This window comes from Gemmatimonadaceae bacterium (assembly GCA_020846935.1).
In the GTDB taxonomy this organism is placed as follows: Bacteria; Gemmatimonadota; Gemmatimonadetes; order Gemmatimonadales; family Gemmatimonadaceae; genus RBC101.
The window spans coordinates 1-16,088 of record JADLCY010000005.1; the positions used below are offsets into that span (position 1 = coordinate 1).

The 16,088-nt window shown below is 68.9% G+C and carries 8 protein-coding genes; 3 read left to right on the plus strand and 5 right to left on the minus strand.

Translation table 11 applies throughout. The features are described 5' to 3' along the window. Positions 1 to 6,306, plus strand: a 6,306-nt coding sequence (locus tag IT361_06825) for a DUF11 domain-containing protein (GenBank protein MCC6317393.1), incomplete at its 5' end; no start/stop codon positions are given. Next, positions 6,303 to 7,418, plus strand: a complete 1,116-nt coding sequence (locus tag IT361_06830) for an OmpA family protein (GenBank protein ID MCC6317394.1) — start codon at positions 6,303 to 6,305, stop codon at positions 7,416 to 7,418. The genes IT361_06825 and IT361_06830, both read left to right, overlap by 4 nt. A 171-nt stretch (positions 7,419 to 7,589) precedes the next feature. Here the strand turns inward: IT361_06830 and IT361_06835 are convergent, their stop codons facing one another. The 4 genes from IT361_06835 to IT361_06850 form a co-directional block, all read right to left on the minus strand. After that, entirely contained in the window at positions 7,590 to 8,432 is an 843-nt protein-coding gene (locus tag IT361_06835; protein MCC6317395.1) for a methylated-DNA--[protein]-cysteine S-methyltransferase, read from the minus strand. Between the two features lie 127 nt (positions 8,433 to 8,559). Beyond that, positions 8,560 to 8,958 carry a hypothetical protein gene (locus IT361_06840; protein ID MCC6317396.1) on the minus strand — a complete coding sequence of 133 codons (399 nt, stop codon included), beginning with the start codon at positions 8,956 to 8,958 and terminating at the stop codon, positions 8,560 to 8,562. Positions 8,959 to 9,089: 131 nt separating this feature from the next. Beyond that, a complete protein-coding gene (locus tag IT361_06845; protein MCC6317397.1) occupies positions 9,090 to 9,434 on the minus strand; it encodes a hypothetical protein in 345 nt (114 codons plus the stop codon). A 4-nt stretch (positions 9,435 to 9,438) separates the two neighbouring features. Beyond that, entirely contained in the window at positions 9,439 to 11,307 is a 1,869-nt protein-coding gene (locus IT361_06850; protein ID MCC6317398.1) for an NAD+ synthase, read from the minus strand. A gap of 96 nt (positions 11,308 to 11,403) precedes the next feature. On the opposite strand from IT361_06850, the gene IT361_06855 reads away from it, so the two are divergent. Then, positions 11,404 to 13,488: a PBP1A family penicillin-binding protein gene (locus IT361_06855; protein ID MCC6317399.1), complete on the plus strand. Its 2,085-nt coding sequence runs from the start codon at positions 11,404 to 11,406 to the stop codon at positions 13,486 to 13,488. Between the two features lie 30 nt (positions 13,489 to 13,518). On the opposite strand, the gene lon is transcribed toward IT361_06855, so the two are convergent. Continuing rightward, positions 13,519 to 16,062, minus strand: coding sequence for an endopeptidase La (gene lon, locus IT361_06860; protein ID MCC6317400.1), 2,544 nt, complete (start codon positions 16,060 to 16,062; stop codon positions 13,519 to 13,521). Positions 16,063 to 16,088: the final 26 nt, after the last annotated feature.

Here is a 16,088-nt window from a genome sequence, read left to right on the forward strand (position 1 = left end):
GCGAACCCGACCACCGGGCCCACCACGGTCACCGACCTGCTGCCCGCGGGTCTGGCGTTCGTGTCCGCGACGGGGCCGGGCTGGTCGTGCAGCGCGGCGGGGCAGCAAGTGACGTGTACCCACGCGGGCGTCATCGCGCCCGCCACGAGCACGGCGATCACGCTGACGGTCGCGGTCAGCGCGCCCGCCGCGCCCGCAGTCACCAACTCGGCAAGCGTAACGACGCCCGGCGACGGCAACGCCGGCAACAACACGTCCACCGTTACCACGAACGTCAACAGTTCCCCGCTCGACCTCGCCGTCACCAAGACACCGGCGTCGGCGTTCACCGCGGGTCGCAATGCCTCATACCAGATCGCGATCGCGAACCTCTCATCGAGGCCGACCACGTCGACGGTCAGCGTGAACGACGTGCTGCCGGCTGGCCTCACGTTCGTGTCGGCAGCCGGCACGGGATTCACGTGCAGCGCCACCGGGCAAACGGTCTCTTGCACCTACTCTCCGGTCCTCGCACCCGGCCAGGTCGTGTCGCTCACGCTCACGGTGGCCGTGGACCCCAACCTTGCCGGGACCGTCTCGAACACGGCGACGATCAGCACGGCGGGCGACAGCAATCCGTCCAACAACAGCTCGACAACGTCCGTCAACGTCGGCAGCGCCCTCGACCTCGCGCTGACCAAGGCCGCCGGGCCACTGGTCATCGGCAGCAACGGCACGTTCACGCTCACCGTGCGCAACGTCGGCGCGTCCACCACGCGCGGCACGATCACCATCACGGACAACCTCGCGACCGGCCTGACCTTCGTCTCCGGCGGCGGCAGCGGCTTCACCTGTACGGCGTCCGGAGCGCTCGTCACGTGCGTGCGCACCACCCCTATGGTGGCCGGTGACGTCGCCACGGTGACGCTGGTGGTGGCCGTCGGCACCGGTGCCGCGCCGTCCGTGGTCAACACGGCGACGGTATCCACGCCGGGCGACGTGAACCCGGTCAACGATACGAGCACGACGGGATCGATCCCGGTGTCGACGCCGGTCACGGTACCGCCGCCAGACCTCAGCGTCACGAAGGCGCTCATCACGCCGGCGGTCAGCGGATCCAACGTCACGTTCCGCGTCACCGTGAAGAACGTCGGTGCGGGAGCCACGACAGGCCCGATCACCATCGTCGACCAGTTGCAGCCGGGCCTCACCTACATCGGCAGTGCTGGCGCAGGCTGGTCATGTACGGTGGCGGGCACCGTGGTCACGTGTGTGTATCCGGCGCCGCTGGCGCCCGGGGCGACCACCACGCTCGACCTGACGCTTGCCCTCGCCTCGAACGTCACGCTCCTCGGCAACACCGCGGTCGGCTCGACGCCCGGTGACGACGACGACGACAACAACACCGGGACGGTCCTGCCGGTGCCCACGGTCGAGCCGCCCGATCTGGCGCTCACCAAGACCGCCAGCGGCCCGTTTGTCGTCGGCAAGCCGTCGACGTATTCCATCGTGGTTCGCAACGTGGGCAACGGTGCGACCGTCGGCGCCATCACGGTCACGGACACCGTTCCCGCGGGTCTGACGATCACCGGCGCCAGTGGATCGGGCTGGACGTGCACCGTGACCGGACGAGTCGTCACGTGTACGCATCCGGGCCCGCTGGCCGGCGGCGCCTCGCTTCCGCCGATCACCGTCAACGTGATCCCCACGGCGAGCGCGATGCCGTCCGTCACCAACACGGCGCGTGTGACCACGCCAGGCGATGGGAACGGCACCAACGACGGCGACACCGTAACCACGCCGGTCAGCGGCCAGCCGGATCTGGCGCTCGACAAGCAGGGACCGGATTCGCTGACGGTGGGCGGTACCGCGCCGTGGACCCTCACCGTGCGCAACACGGGCACGACCGCCACCACGGGACCGATCATCGTCACCGACACCCTCCCGGCCGGCCTCACGTTCGTCAGCGGTTCGGGCCCCGGCTTCACCTGCACCGCGAGCGGTCAGGTGGTGACGTGTACGCGGACGGCGCCCCCGTTAGGCGCCGGCGAGTCGGTCGTCATCGACCTGGTGACGCAGGTGGCCACCACGCTCAGCGGACCGGTGCGCAACGTCGCGTGTGTGCGCACGACCGGCGACACGAACGCCGCCAACGATTGCGATACGCATACGGCGACGCCCGCCGGGCTGGTGGATCTCGTCGCGTTCAAGGATCTGACCGGTCCGCTCGTGGTGGGCCAGCAGGCCACCTTTACGCTCGCGGCGCGCAACGTGGGCGCGGGGCCGGCGCTGCCGCCAATCGTCCTCGTCGACACGCTCCCGCCGGGCCTCACGTTCGTTTCCGCCTCGGGCCCCGGCACCACCTGCGCAGTGCTCGGCGCCATCGTGACGTGTACCCGTACGACGCCGCTTGCGCCGGGTGAGACGGTAACGGTCACACTCGTGGTGAACGTGGGCGCGGCGGCCGGTCCGCGCGTGACCAACTGCGTCGACGTGCGCGCGGCCAACGAGCAGGGCTCGAAGGCCAACAACCGCGCGTGCGCCGAGGCACCGGTCGAAGGCACGGGCCGCCTCGAGATCAGCAAGGTCGTCTCGCGCGCCGAGGTGCAGGTCGGCGATGTGGTTGACTACACGATCGAAGTGCGCAACACCGGCACCGGTGCCGTCACCGGGGTCGTCGTGCGCGACGTGCTTCCGCTCGGCTTCCTCCTCGAAAGCCAGAGCGTCCGCCTCGACGGCGTTGCCGGCACTCCCGTGACGGGCGCGCCCGGCCCGGAGCTCGTCTTTGATGTGGGAAGCATTCCGGCGGGTGGTCGACGCGTCATCACGTATCGCGTACGCGTTGGCCCGGGAGCGCGTCTGGGGCAGAACGTGAACGTGGCGGTGGCACGCGCCCGCGGTACCGAGACTCCTCCGGCGCGCGCCCGCGTGCAGGTGAGTGGCGGCGTGTTCGACGAACGCGGCGCCATCGTCGGCAAGGTCTACGTGCAGTGCGACTGCGAGCGCAACGCCATGCAGGACGCCGGTGAAGTCGGTATCCCGGGCGTTCGCGTCTACCTCGAGGACGGCACGAGCGCGATCACCGACGTCGAGGGCAAGTACAGCTTCTACGATGTGGCCTCGCGGCTGCACGTCGTGAAGGTGGATCGGACGACGCTGCCGGTTGGCGCGGTGCTGGTCCCACTCGTGAACCGCAACGCCGGTGACGGCTACTCCCGCCTGGCCGACGTGAAGGCCGGCGAGCTGCATCGCGCCGACTTCGCCGACGGATCGCGGAGTGCCGAGGTCCTCGAGCGCGTACTGGAGCGCCGCCGTGCCGGAGAGGTGAGTGCGGCGGGTGAGCCGACCGCATCGTCACTCACGGGACTGCCCCTGTCGGCGCGCGCCGACCGTCAGCCCCCAACGAGCGCCTACGTACCGCCGCCGATCGCTCCGCTGACCGAGTCCAACTCGCAACTGCCGGTGACGCCACTGCGCGCCGCCGCACAGCAGGCGCGCGCCACGCCGTCCGTGGGGAGCATGGTGAGTCTGGAAGCCCTGCTCGACGGTGCGGCGACCCACCAGGCGCCGGCGGACGGTCGCACGCAGGTCCGCGTCCGCGTGCGCGCGCTCGATCCGGGAGGAAGCCCGCGCGCGGGTACGCTCCGGGTCACCCTGGAGTCGTCGCTCGGGCGCTGGCTTGACGCCGACCGCAATGCCACGCAGGAGGGCACACAGGTGGACCTGGTGGATGGCGAGGGCACCTTCACGCTCGTGACCGCGGCGAGGCCGGGTCACGGCGAGGTGCGCGTGACCACCGACGACGCGTCGACGACGATCCCCATGACGTTCGTGCCGGTCAACCGGCCGATGCTGGTGAGCGGACTCCTCAACGCTCGCGTCGACTTCCTTGATCTCGTGCGCGGCGGACTTGCCGTGGGTGCGAGCGAGCGCTTCGAAGACGAACTGCGCGACGGACGACTGACCGACGACAGCGCGAGGACGCGCGCCGGTGCGCGTGCTGCGCTCCTGATGAAGGGCACCGTGCTCGACGATCGGCTGCTCACGCTCTCCTATGACAGCGAACGCGACCGTGGCCGCACCTTCTTCCGCGACATCCGGCCCGACGACGCGTACCCGATCCACGGTGACGCCTCGATGCGCGAATACGATGCCCAGTCGCGCCGCCGCTTCTACGCACGGCTCGACAAGGGCACCAGCTACACGATGTACGGTGACTTCCAGACGACGCGCGCGGATGATCGCCGAATCCTGTCGGCGTACGACCGCAGCCTGACCGGCGCCGTCCAACACCTCGAAGGCCGTGCCGGCAGCGCCACGCTGTTCGCCAGCCGAGGTCGCATCCGCCAATCGGTCGTCGAACTGCCAGGGCGGGGCATCTCCGGCCCCTACGCGATCGACGCGACCGGCCTCGTGAACAGCGAGCGCGTGGAGATCATCGTGCGCGATCGCAACCAGCCATCGCTCATCCTCCGTCGGACGCCGATGGTGCGCTTTGCCGACTACACACTCGAAACCGGCACCGGGCGCATCATCTTCCGCGCGCCGGTGCCGAGCGCTGACGCGAACCTCAACCCGACGTCGGTCCGTGTCACGTTCGAGACCGAAGACGGCGCCAGTGAGGCCTTCTGGGTCTACGGGTTCGATGCATCGGTCCGCGCCGGAACGCGCGCAGAGATCGGTGGCACGTTCGCGCGGGACGAGGGCCCGGCCACGAGTCACGACATCCTCGGGCTGAACGCGTCGGCGCGGCTGGGCGCCGGCACCACGCTCCTCGGCGAGTATGCACGTACGAAGGACGCCGTCGGAGCGACCGGTGACGCTCAGCGGGTGGAGTTGCGCCACCAGTCGGCGAGTCTCGAAGCCAGGGTGTTTGCCGTGCGCAGTGACGCCGGGTTTGCCAACCGGTCGTCGGTATTCGCCGGCGGTCGCACCGAAATCGGCGGGCGATTCACCAGGCAACTGACCGAGGGAACCCGGCTTGTCGGCGAAGCGCTGCGATCCGAGACCTCGGCGCTGGCCGATGCGCGTCGCGAAGGCGCGCTCCTGGCCATCGAGCGGCAGTTCACACCGGCGGTGCGAGGTGAACTGGGCTACCGTTACGCCCGGGACGACACACCGTCCGCCGGATCCGGAATGATTACGGATGCCACCGATCGCGACGTGAGCGCGGTGCGGGCGCGTGTGCATGTGGCGCTGCCCCGCGAGACCAGAACCTCGCTCTTTGGCGAAATCGAACAGGACGTGCGCGAGTCGGATCAGCGGCGAGTGGCACTGGGCGGCGAGTACATCCTGGCCAATCGCGCGCGCCTCTATGGGCGCCACGAGATCCTCTCCGGCCTCACCGATCCCTATGCGCCGAATGCTGGCGCCGATCGCAACGTGACGGTCTTCGGCATCGACGCCGACTACCTGCGCAACACGCACATGTTCAGCGAGTACCGGGCGCGTGACGCATTCGCCGGTCGCGATGCCGAGGCCTCGATCGGCCTCCGGAATCGCGCGACGCTTGCGCCGGGCCTCGTGCTCAACACGTCCTTCGAACGCGTGTCGCCGCTCGCAACCACCGGCACCGAACGCGACAAGGCGCTGGCCGTCACGGGCGCCATCGAGTGGACGCGGCCCGATCTCTGGAAGACCACCGCTCGCCTCGAGCGTCGCGACGCGTCCACGGGTGACAACACCCTGGCCTCGTTCGGCTACGCGAGAAAGCTGTCGCGTGACTGGACGCTGATCGCCCGCACGCTCTGGGACGACTTCGATGCCACCGTCGATCAGACGCGCAGCTTCTCGCAGTTCGGGCTCGCGTGGCGCGAGACGGACCGCAATCGCTGGAACGCGCTTGCACGCTACGAGCAGCGTTTCGAGCGGTACTCGGAAGCCCTCGGTGCAAGCCGACGCGACCTGGCGCACATCGTCGCCGCGGCCGTCAACTACCAGCCGGTCCAGCGGTTCACGCTTTCCGGTCGCTACGCCGCAAAGGCGGCGACCAACAGCATCAACGGCGTGGGGACGCACAGCACCGCGCAGCTGTTCATGGGCCGCGGCGTGCTCGACCTCTCCAGCCGGTTCGACCTCGGCGCCATCGGGAGCCTCCTCACGAGCGATGGATTCGCTGACCGTCGCTACGGCCTTGGCGGGGAACTCGGCCTGATCCTCATGAAGAACCTCCGCGTCGCCGGCGGCTACAACCTGTTCGGCTTCACGGACCGTGACCTGAACTCATTCGGCACGACGCGCCGCGGTCCGTACGTGGAGCTCGGATTCAAGTTCGACGAGGCGCTCTTTGGTGCGGGTGCAACCAGGGATGGAGGATCAAGGCAATGATGACGCTGCCTGTTCGGGCACTTTCGCTCGGCCTGCTCGCTGTGCTCGTGGGCTGTGCCAGCGGTGCGCCGCCCTCGGGCGCACGACTGACACCGGTGTCGCGACGGATCACGGACGCCGCGATCGCGCGGGACCTCGCGGTGTTTGGTGAGCTGCGACAGCGTGCGGTGCGCGCTGCGGATGGCGCGTCCGGGGGGCGCCGTTATCTGGCGGCGCGCGCGGCGGCCTGGCTCGCCCTCGCGCAGCACGCATACGAACGCAACGATCGCTCGGCGTTTCCCGAGGACATGATCGTGCTCGCGGAGCGTGACCTCATTGCGCTCGAATCGCGCACGGACTCGGCGGTCACCGCCGTCGGGACCGCCGTGCTCTTTCCGAACGACGTGCGGCTGTTTGACGACGATGCCTGGGGACGCGCGCTCGCACTGCGGAGCGCGGCCGGAGAGGTCGGCGCGCCGGACGAGATCGCTCGTGCCGAGGCGCTGCTCGTCCGGCAGGGGAATCGCATCCTTGCTGGCCCCGCCTGCCTCGGTGACGCGGAGGCGTCGCGGCACGCGGCGGCCATTCTTGCGGCGGTCGAGCGCACGCGCGTAGCGCCGACGCCCGTCCTGCCGGATCCTCCCCGCGTGGTGGAAGAGCGCCCGGCGCCGGTGCCGCAACCCGATAGCGCACGGCTCCCCCGCCTCTGCGCCGCACCTGAGCGACTCACCGGCGTGCCGGCCGCGGTGCACTTCGCCCTCGATCGGAACAATCTGACGGATGCCAGCCGCACGGTGCTCGATCGGACGGTTGCTGCTTTGCGCGAGTTCCCCGGCGTGCGCATCCGGCTCTCGGGACACACCGATCCGCGGCACAACGACGCCTACAACGACGCGCTTTCGCAGCGCCGAGTGGATGCGGTGACGGACTATCTGCGCCAGCAGGGTGTCGATCCGTCGCGCGTCATCCGCGCCGAAGCGCTTGGCGAGCGACAACTGCTGACCCGGGGGACCACCGCACGCGAGCAGGCACGCAATCGTCGTGTAGACATCGTGTACGTGCGCTGCGACGGTTCCGAGCTCGTGCCCGAGGAGACCCTGGACGACCTGCAACTCGAGCGGCGCGATCGCTGAGCGGACCGGGATGGTCCCGATCCACGCGAGGTGTTCCAGGGCTTTTTCGACGAGCCTGGCTGGTGCCTCCGGGGCTTCCGGGCTATCGAGCGTCCTGAGCAGAGTGGAACCTCGGCGGCCTGGGCGACACCCGGCGCTGGGGCGTCGCCTGCGTGGGTGCCGGTGCGCTGCTTACGACGCCCGGCGACCAGCCTCCCACGCGATCATCGCTCGCTTGCGTGGCAGGCCCCAGCGGTAGCCGCCGATAGCGCCGCTGGCCCGGATCACCCGATGGCACGGGATGAGAAAGGCCACCGGGTTGCGGCCGACGGCCGTGCCCACGGCCCGAACGGCTCGCGGCGCGCTGATCGCGTGGGCGATGTCCTCGTACGCGGCAAACCGTCCCGGCGGAATGCGCAGCAGCGCACTCCACACCTGCACCTGAAAGTTTGTTCCTCGGACCAGCAGGGCCAGCGGACGTCTCGCGCGGCCGCGCAGCGGTTCGAAGATCGCGGAGACGAGGCCCGACGTCCGGGCCCGCGACTCCGTGACGACCGCCGCCGGCCATCGCTGCTCGAGATCGGCCCAGCCCGCGTCGCGGTCGCCCTCCACGAAGCTCAGGCCGCAGATCCCGCGCTCCGTCACGGCCACCAGGCACTCGCCGAACGGCGTGTCGTGGAATCCGGCGTCGATGCGCACGCCCTGACCCCCGCTGCGGTACTCGCCCGGCGTGACGGCCTCGAGGTTCACGAACAGGTCGTGCAGCCGGCCGGCGCTCGAGAGGCCCGCCGTGTAGGTGCCATCGAGCACGCTGCGTGCACCGTCAAGCGCTTCCTTGGCGTGGTGCAGGGTCTGCACCTGCATGAAGCGCTTTGGGCTGATGCCCGCCCACCGCGTGAACAGGCGCTGCACGTGGAATTCGCTCAGGCCCACGTGCGCCGCCAGCTCGTGGAGACTCGGCTGATGCGGCGACGCGCCCTCCAGGTACCGGATGGCCGCCGTCACGCGCTCGTAGTCCTGAGTTGCACGACTCATGAAATCACCTCGCTTGCCCGAGTCTACCCCAGCGAGGCGCCGCCACCAACCCGAAACTTGCCTTCAGCGACACACGGAGGGCGGCCGACGCGGGCGCGTCTCCCCCGGTGTCGCATTCCGGCGAGTCTCAGCCGCGCTTCACCAAAGTCACCTGGGCCAGGACGGCCGACCGCTCGGCGCACGGGTCCTCGACCGGGGTGAAGCGCACGCCCTTGGCGCTGATGGCAACCTTGTATGTCGCGGGCGAAGGGCACGTCAGCTGGCCCTCGACGTCGGTGAGGGTGATCACGTCGCCGTTCATCTTCGTCGTGCTCTTCACCAGCACCGTACCGGCCTGGATCGCCGTCATCGTCGACTCGGTGAACTCGACCACGATGCCCGAGACGTCAAAGCCCGCCGCGTAGTTCGCGTCGGGCACCAGTTCGTAGTTGCCTGCCGGAATCTTCACCTGAGCGGCCGCGCTCGACGGAGCGACGACGGCCAACAGCGCGAGTGTGACGAACAGGGCACGCAGGAGGTTCTTCATCGTGGGTCCTCGTCCGTGGAAGCGTTTGGGTGTGCGCGGGCCCTCAGGCCCGCGTGTGCGGATTGTACCCGCGCCGGGCGCGAAGTGGCAGTGCGCCGGGGCGAGCGGTGCGCGGCTGTCTGTTTCGTCAACTACACCTGACGCCAGAACGCGCGATCGACGATCGAGACCTCGAGCGTGAGGCCGGTCGTGCTCTGGTCGTCTCCGACGATGTCGATGCGGGCCGTGTCGACCTCGGCGCCATCGCTGCCGTGCAGCGACAGGTCGAGCGTGTCCCGCGCACGACGGTAGCGCGATTCGCGCTCGAGCGCATCGGGGCTGGCCGGGTCCGGGGGGCGCAAGACAAAGATCGGCTCGACCAGCTCGTAGCCGAGTCCGCGTCGGAACTCGCCGCGCGCGAGGCGCGTCGACGGGTCGCGCGATTCGAGGTCGCACCAGCCGATGGTGATGTCCTTGAGCCGGAGCGTGTACGTCATGTGCTCAGTAGTCCACGGGCCGCAGGTACGATTCGCCGATGGCCGTGCCGGTGAGCATGGCCACGGTCGGCAATTTTCGCTTCCAGTGGGTGCCGTCGAGTCGGCGCCTGACGAGCTCGATCTCGTGGCGTGCGAAGCCGCGGTCCTCGAGTTCGCGTGCAGTGTAGCCGGCGACGAGCCAACTCAGGATAGCATCCGCCGTCGCGTAGCTCACGCCAAAGTCCCCTTCGTCGGTCTGCCCGGTGATCAGGTCCGCGGAAGCGGGCTTGTCAACGATCACGTCAGGGACGCCGAGGTGGCGGGCCAGCGACCAGACCTGCGTCTTGAAGAGGTCGCCGAGCGGATTGATCGGCGGCGAATCGTCGGCGTGCCAGGTGAAGTACCCGAGGAGTCGTTCCGACTTGTTTCCGGTGCCGAGCGGCACGCCTCGGAGTCGAGCCGACTGATCGAAGAGGGCGATCATTCGCGTCCGCGCCATCACGTTGCCGCGGCGCGCGGGATCGGCGTCGGCGGCGTGCGCCAGATACCCATCCACCGCCGCCGAGATGTCGATGGTTTGCGCGGGGAGGCCGAGCGCATCGATGACGAGTTGCGCGTGGGCCAGGCTCTCGGGGTTCGAGGTGCGGTATGGGAGTCGAATGGCGTGAACGTGCTGAGGGCCGATGGCTCGGGCGGCGAGGTACGCGGTGACCGCCGAGTCGACGCCACCGGAGAGGCCGACGACGACGTCGGTCATGTGGCGGCGTGCGAGTTCGTCAGCGAGGAAGCCGGTGAGCCAGCGTTCGACGAGCGGGGCGTCGATTTCGAGGGGCGCTGGGCCGCCGCCGCTGAGTCCCTGCGGGGAAACGATGCGAACGGGGACGTGATGGTTGTGGTTGGGGGCGGCAGGAGTGTTACCGTGGTTTTCGGGGGGGGCCCCCCGCGTCGCGTCCACAACCCGCACGGCCCCGTCAAACGCGAGCCCCGGTCGCTCGCCGCCGCGCTCCGCGGTGTCAAGGCACCGACGCAAATGCGGGAGCGCCGTGCGAAGGTCCGCCAGCAACGGCGTGTCCGCCCGCGCGCGACCCACATCGCCGAAGTCCACGGGCACCATCAACACGGCCTCTTCCCACGCCGGCGAGCGCCCTCGCAGGTCGCCCCGCGGTCCAAACACGCACGAGCTTCCGGCGAACACCTTCCCCCCTTCACTCCCCACCAGGTTCGCCAGCGACACGAACACCCCATGCTCCTCGGCGAGTTCGCGCACCAGCCGTTCCCAGCGCGACACGCTCCCCGGTCCCGGGATCTCGTCATGCCGCGGGTGAATGCCACGCGCCGGTGCCGCGGACGAGACGAAGATCAGATCCGCGTCGTCGAGTGCCACGATCGTGCCCGACAGCGAGTGCCACGCGTCTTCGCAGATCAACATGCCAGCGCGTCCCCACGCCGTGTCGAATGCGCGCAGGTCGTGACCTCTCTCCACAAACCGCTCTTCGTCGAACAAACCGTACGTCGGCAGGAACGCCTTGCGGTGGACGTGGACGACGTGAGCCGGCCCATCACCGAGGCGAAGGTAGGCCACGCTGTTGTGGAGCGTCTCGCGCCAGCGCTCGTAGAAGCCAATCACCACGTCGATCGGGCGCAACGGGCCACCGTGCGCTCGCAGGGCGTGGTCCAGGTCGGCGGCCAGCATTCCCGCCGTGACCGCCACCTCACGAACGCCGCCCTCCACGAAGTAGCCCGACAGGACGGTCTCCGCGAAGTGCACGACGTCGGGACGAGGGTCGGCGGCCGCGAGCTGGGCCAGGACGGCGCCAACCCGGTCGACGTTGGCGGCGTAGTCCCCCTTTCGCGGCCGCAGCTGGGCGACGGCGAGCGTGATCGGCTGAGGCATGCCGAAAGCTGCTGCCCCAGCCCGCCGACCAGCAACGCCCTCCGCCACCGTGTGAACTCTCCGGGCGCAGGGACGGTATCAGAGGGAGGGTTAGCTTTGATCACCCCACAGCCGTCCTGCGGCGAGGATTCCCTTTTCCAGATGCTGTTAGGCACGCCCGCGTTTCGTCGGTACGCTGCGCGCCAGCTCCTCCCGGTGCTGGGCGTGCTGGGGTTCGCGATCCCCACCGCGGGCGCCCAGGACTCGGCGAAGACCACGACGGGCGAGGCCTGGCGCATCGTGACGCCGTCCCAGTCGTCGGTGGTCCTCGCCCGCGACGGCTCCGTCATCGGGGAAATCGGCCGCGAGTGGCGCACGCTCGTCTCCCTGCGCAGCCTGCCTCGCTACGTGCCACAGGCCTTCATCGCCGTCGAGGACCAGCGGTTCTACCAGCACGACGGCGTCGATCTTGTGGGCGTCGCCGGCGCCCTCAAAGACGCGCTGCGGGGTCGCGTGCGCGGCGCGAGCACCATCACGCAGCTCCTCGTCGGCAACATGCACCCCGACATCATCGATCGCACTGATCGCACGCTGGGCCGCAAGCTGCGTGAGCAACAGGCGGCGCGCGAGATGGAGCGCCACTACACCAAGGAGCAGATCCTCGAGGCGTTTCTCAACCAGATCCACTTTGGGCGCCGCTACTACGGCATCGAAAGCGCCGCCCGTCACTATTTCGGCAAACCGGCGTCTCGACTCACCATCGCCGAGGCCGCATCGCTCGCCGCCATGCCCAAGGGACCGGCGATCTACGATCCGGTTCGCAATCCCGCGCGCAATACCACGCGTCGCAACACCGTGCTGGCCCTCATGGCCCAGCAGGGCTTCATCACGGAGGCGCAGGCCCGCGCGGCTCAGGCAGAACCCCTGGTCACCGTGGCCGACGAAGGCTTCGCCGCGCCCGCCCCATGGTTCATCGACGTGGTTCGCGTCCAGGCTGCCCGCAACAATCACGTCATCGGCGACCAACCGTACCGAATCCACACCACGCTCGATCCGCAGGTACAGCGCGCGGCCGTCGAGGCTCTCAACGAAGGCATCGCCGAGGTGGAGGCCCGACCCGGATACCGTCCTCGGCGCGGCGCCAAGGGTGACACCGCGCGACTGCAAGGCGCTGTCGTCGCGCTCGATCCGTTCACCGGCGACGTGCGCGCGCTCGTCGGAGGGCGCGACTACGCGCGTTCGTCGTTCAATCGGGCGGTGAACGGCATGCGACAGCCCGGGTCCGCCTTCAAGCCGATCGTCTACGCGACCGCGGTCGCCGATTCGCTGCCCGCCAACGAGATGGTGGCCGATACGGCGATTGCCATCGCGATGTCGCGCAATGTCACCTACCGACCCAGGAATTCTGACGGTGAGTTTCTCGGCAACATCACGCTGCGCGAGGCGCTCACGCGTTCGCGAAACCCGGTCGCCGTGCAACTCGCCGAGCGTTTCACGATGGACAGCGTGATCGCGACGGCCCGCGCGCTCGGCATCACATCACCGATCTCGCCGTATCCGTCCAGCGCGATTGGTGCCTCGGTGGTGCAGCCGCTCGACCTCGTGGTGGCCTACGCCGCCTTCGATAACCTGGGCGCGCGCGTCGAGGCGCGGTTCATCACGCGGATCGAAGACGCGAGCGGCAAACTCGTGTGGCAGAACCCGATCACGCCACCCGTGCCCGCGATCGACCCCAGGGTCGCGTTCATCGTGCGCGACATGATGCGTGATGTCGTGGATCGCGGAACAGCAACCGCCATCCGACGCTACCTGCCATCGACGATTCCGGTCGCCGGAAAGACCGGCACTACCGACGACAATTCGGACGTCTGGTTCGTGGGCATGACCCCCGACCTCGTCGCCGGTGTGTGGCTCGGTTTCGATCAACCCGCGCCCATCGCGCCCGGCGCAGCGGGAGGCGTGCTCGCCGCGCCGATCTTTGCGCGCATGCTGCAGCATTCCGGTACTCTGCGCGCGGGTCTCCCCTGGCGAGCTCCGTCGGGCCTCGTGGTGGCCGAGCTCGATCGCGCGACGGGGCAGGTCGCAACAGACGCCACGCCGCCGGAGCGGCGCTACACCGAGTATTTCCTCGACGGTACCGAGCCCGCCGTCCTTCGCATGGATGTCTGGCGACTGCTCAAGGGCGGGACGCTGATCTACTGAGTCACCGCCCGTTGGACGCGGGCCGCCGCGCTAGGCGGCCCGCTGTCCTGCTTTGGGCTCCGATCCCACGAGTGCGATCTTCAGCACGTCGGCGAGCGTTTCCACCGGGTGGAACGAGAGATCCTTGCGCACCTCGCTCGGTACGTCTTCGAGGTCGGCTTCGTTCTGCTTCGGGATGATGATGGTCTTGATCCCCGCGCGATGGGCACCGAGCACCTTCTCCTTCACTCCACCGATCGGCAGCACTCGGCCGCGGAGCGTGATCTCGCCAGTCATCGACACGTCGCGCCGCACGGGAATGCCCGAAAGCTCGGACACAATCGCGGTGGCGATGGCGATGCCGGCGGACGGGCCGTCCTTGGGGATCGCGCCCGCGGGCACGTGGATGTGCGCCTCGGTCGCCCCCGCCAGCTGTTCCGGCAGGATGCCGAGCGCTGCGGCATTGTTGGTGGCGTAGGTGAGCGCGGCACGTGCGCTCTCCTTCATGACGTCGCCCAGCTGACCGGTGAGGATCAGCGACATCGGTGCGGTGCGGCCGCGGCCTTCGTCGTCCTCTCGCCGCACGCCCGCATCGCGTCGGATCGACGCTTCGACGAACATGATGTCGCCGCCCATCGGCGTGTAGTACATGCCGGTGGCAATGCCCACCTCGTGCGCCTGCTGCGCGCGTTCAGGGTGCACCTTGGGCCGACCCAGCAGCTCCCGGACCTCCTTGTCGTCGATCACGGTGTCGGCCAGGTCGCTCTCATCTCCACCGGCGATCTTGCGCGCAACCTTGCGCGCGGCGCGTCCGATCTCGCGCTCGAGCTGACGCACGCCGCTCTCGCGCGTGTACTGCGACACGACCGACATCACCGCGTCGTCGCTGAACGTCACCTGCTTGTCCGCGAGCCCCGACTCCTCGAGCTGGCGCGGAATGAGGTACTTCTTCGCGATCTCCGCCTTCTCGCGTTCCGTGTACCCACTGAACTCCACGACCTCCATGCGGTCGAGCAGCGGACCAGGGATGTTCTGGATAAAGTTCGCGGTCGCGATGAACAACACCTCGCTCAGATCGAACGGAACGCCGAGGTAGTGGTCGGTGAACGAGTCGTTCTGTGCGGGGTCGAGGACTTCGAGCAACGCCGATGCCGGGTCGCCCTGGAACGACTGGCCGAGCTTGTCGACCTCGTCGAGCAGAAAGACCGGGTTCTTTGTGCCAGCCTGCTTCATGCCCTGGATGATGCGCCCTGGCATCGCACCCACGTAGGTGCGCCGGTGCCCCCGAATGTCGGCCTCGTCGCGCGCCCCGCCGAGTGCGACGCGCACATATTGGCGATCGAGCGAGCGGGCGATGGACTTGGCGATCGATGTCTTGCCCACGCCTGGCGGGCCCGCGAACAGCAGGATCGGCCCGCGCGCCATGGCGCGCGCCTTGGCCTCGACTGCGTCCGTGATGCGATCGTCGTCGCTGCCCTGCTTGCCAAGCGTCGGCGTCGCGTCCTCCCGGGCCGCCTTCAGCCGCGACGCCGGAAACTCGCCCGTCTTTGAGACCTCCTCGGCGACCTGCTTGGCCCGCAGCTGGCGCACGGCCAGGAACTCCAGCACGCGATCCTTCACGTCCTGCAGCCCATAGTGGTCCTCGTCCAGGATGTCGCCCGCGCGATTGAGGTCGAGATGATCGTCCGAACGCTTGCCCCACGGCAACTCGGCGATCCACTCGAGATACGTGCGGATCACCTGCGCCTCCATCGACTCACGGCCCGAACGCTCCAACCGGCCCAGCTCGCGCTCCACTTCCGCCCGCGCCTCCTTGGGCAGTTCGAGCTTCGTCAGGCGGTCGCGGAGCTCCTGGACCTCCTTCGACTGGTCATCGTCGCCCAGCTCCTTCTGGATCGCCTTCATCTGCTCGCGAAGGAACATCTCACGCTGCCGCTCGCCCAGCTCTTCCTGGACCTGCGACTTGATCTCTTCCTGCGCCTCGAGCATGCCGATCTGACGCTGCACGTGGACGAGTACGCGACGCAGCCGCTCCTCGACGCTCAGCGTCTCGAGGAGTCCCTGCTTCTCCGGGACCGTGAGCTCGATGTAGCCAGCGACGAGGTCGGCGAACTTGCCTGGGTCATCCACGGAGTCCAGCACCTGGTGCACGACCTCCTCCGGGAGCCCCCGCTTTTCCCCCAGCTCCTGGGCGCGCTCGCGGGTCTCCTTGTGCAAGGCCTCGAACGCCGCGTCCTGCTGGTCCAGCGGGTTCATCTCCTCCGTCGGCAGGATCACGGCCGTCAGGTAGCCGTCACCCTGGGTGTACTGCAGCGCCGTCGCGCGCTGCTCGCCCTGCAGGAGCAGCTGCACCCCGCCAAGGCCGCGCTGGATCTGCCCAATGCGGGCGATGACGCCCATCGAATAGAGGATTTCGGGCGCCGGCTCGTCGGTGTTGTCGCGCTGCGCCACCGCAAAGACCAGGCGGTCACCCTTGAGCGCGGCTTCGATGGCGCGCAGGGTGCCCGGTCGTCCCGCCGCAATCGGGTTCGTGACGCCGGGGAAGATGACGGTGCCTCGCAGGGGCAGGACTGGAAGGGTCTGACGCTGTGACATATCGGCTGGGCGCGCTGGATTGCGGT

Excerpts from the sequence above, each read along its gene's own strand:
- lon (MCC6317400.1), bottom strand. The coding sequence starts at position 16,062 with ATGTCACAGCGTCAGACCCTTCCAGTCCTGCCCCTGCGAGGCACCGTC.
- IT361_06850 (MCC6317398.1), bottom strand. The coding sequence starts at position 11,307 with ATGCCTCAGCCGATCACGCTCGCCGTCGCCCAGCTGCGGCCGCGAAAG.
- IT361_06835 (MCC6317395.1), bottom strand. The coding sequence starts at position 8,432 with ATGAGTCGTGCAACTCAGGACTACGAGCGCGTGACGGCGGCCATCCGG.
- IT361_06845 (MCC6317397.1), bottom strand. The coding sequence starts at position 9,434 with ATGACGTACACGCTCCGGCTCAAGGACATCACCATCGGCTGGTGCGAC.
- IT361_06840 (MCC6317396.1), bottom strand. The coding sequence starts at position 8,958 with ATGAAGAACCTCCTGCGTGCCCTGTTCGTCACACTCGCGCTGTTGGCC.
- IT361_06830 (MCC6317394.1), top strand. The coding sequence starts at position 6,303 with ATGATGACGCTGCCTGTTCGGGCACTTTCGCTCGGCCTGCTCGCTGTG.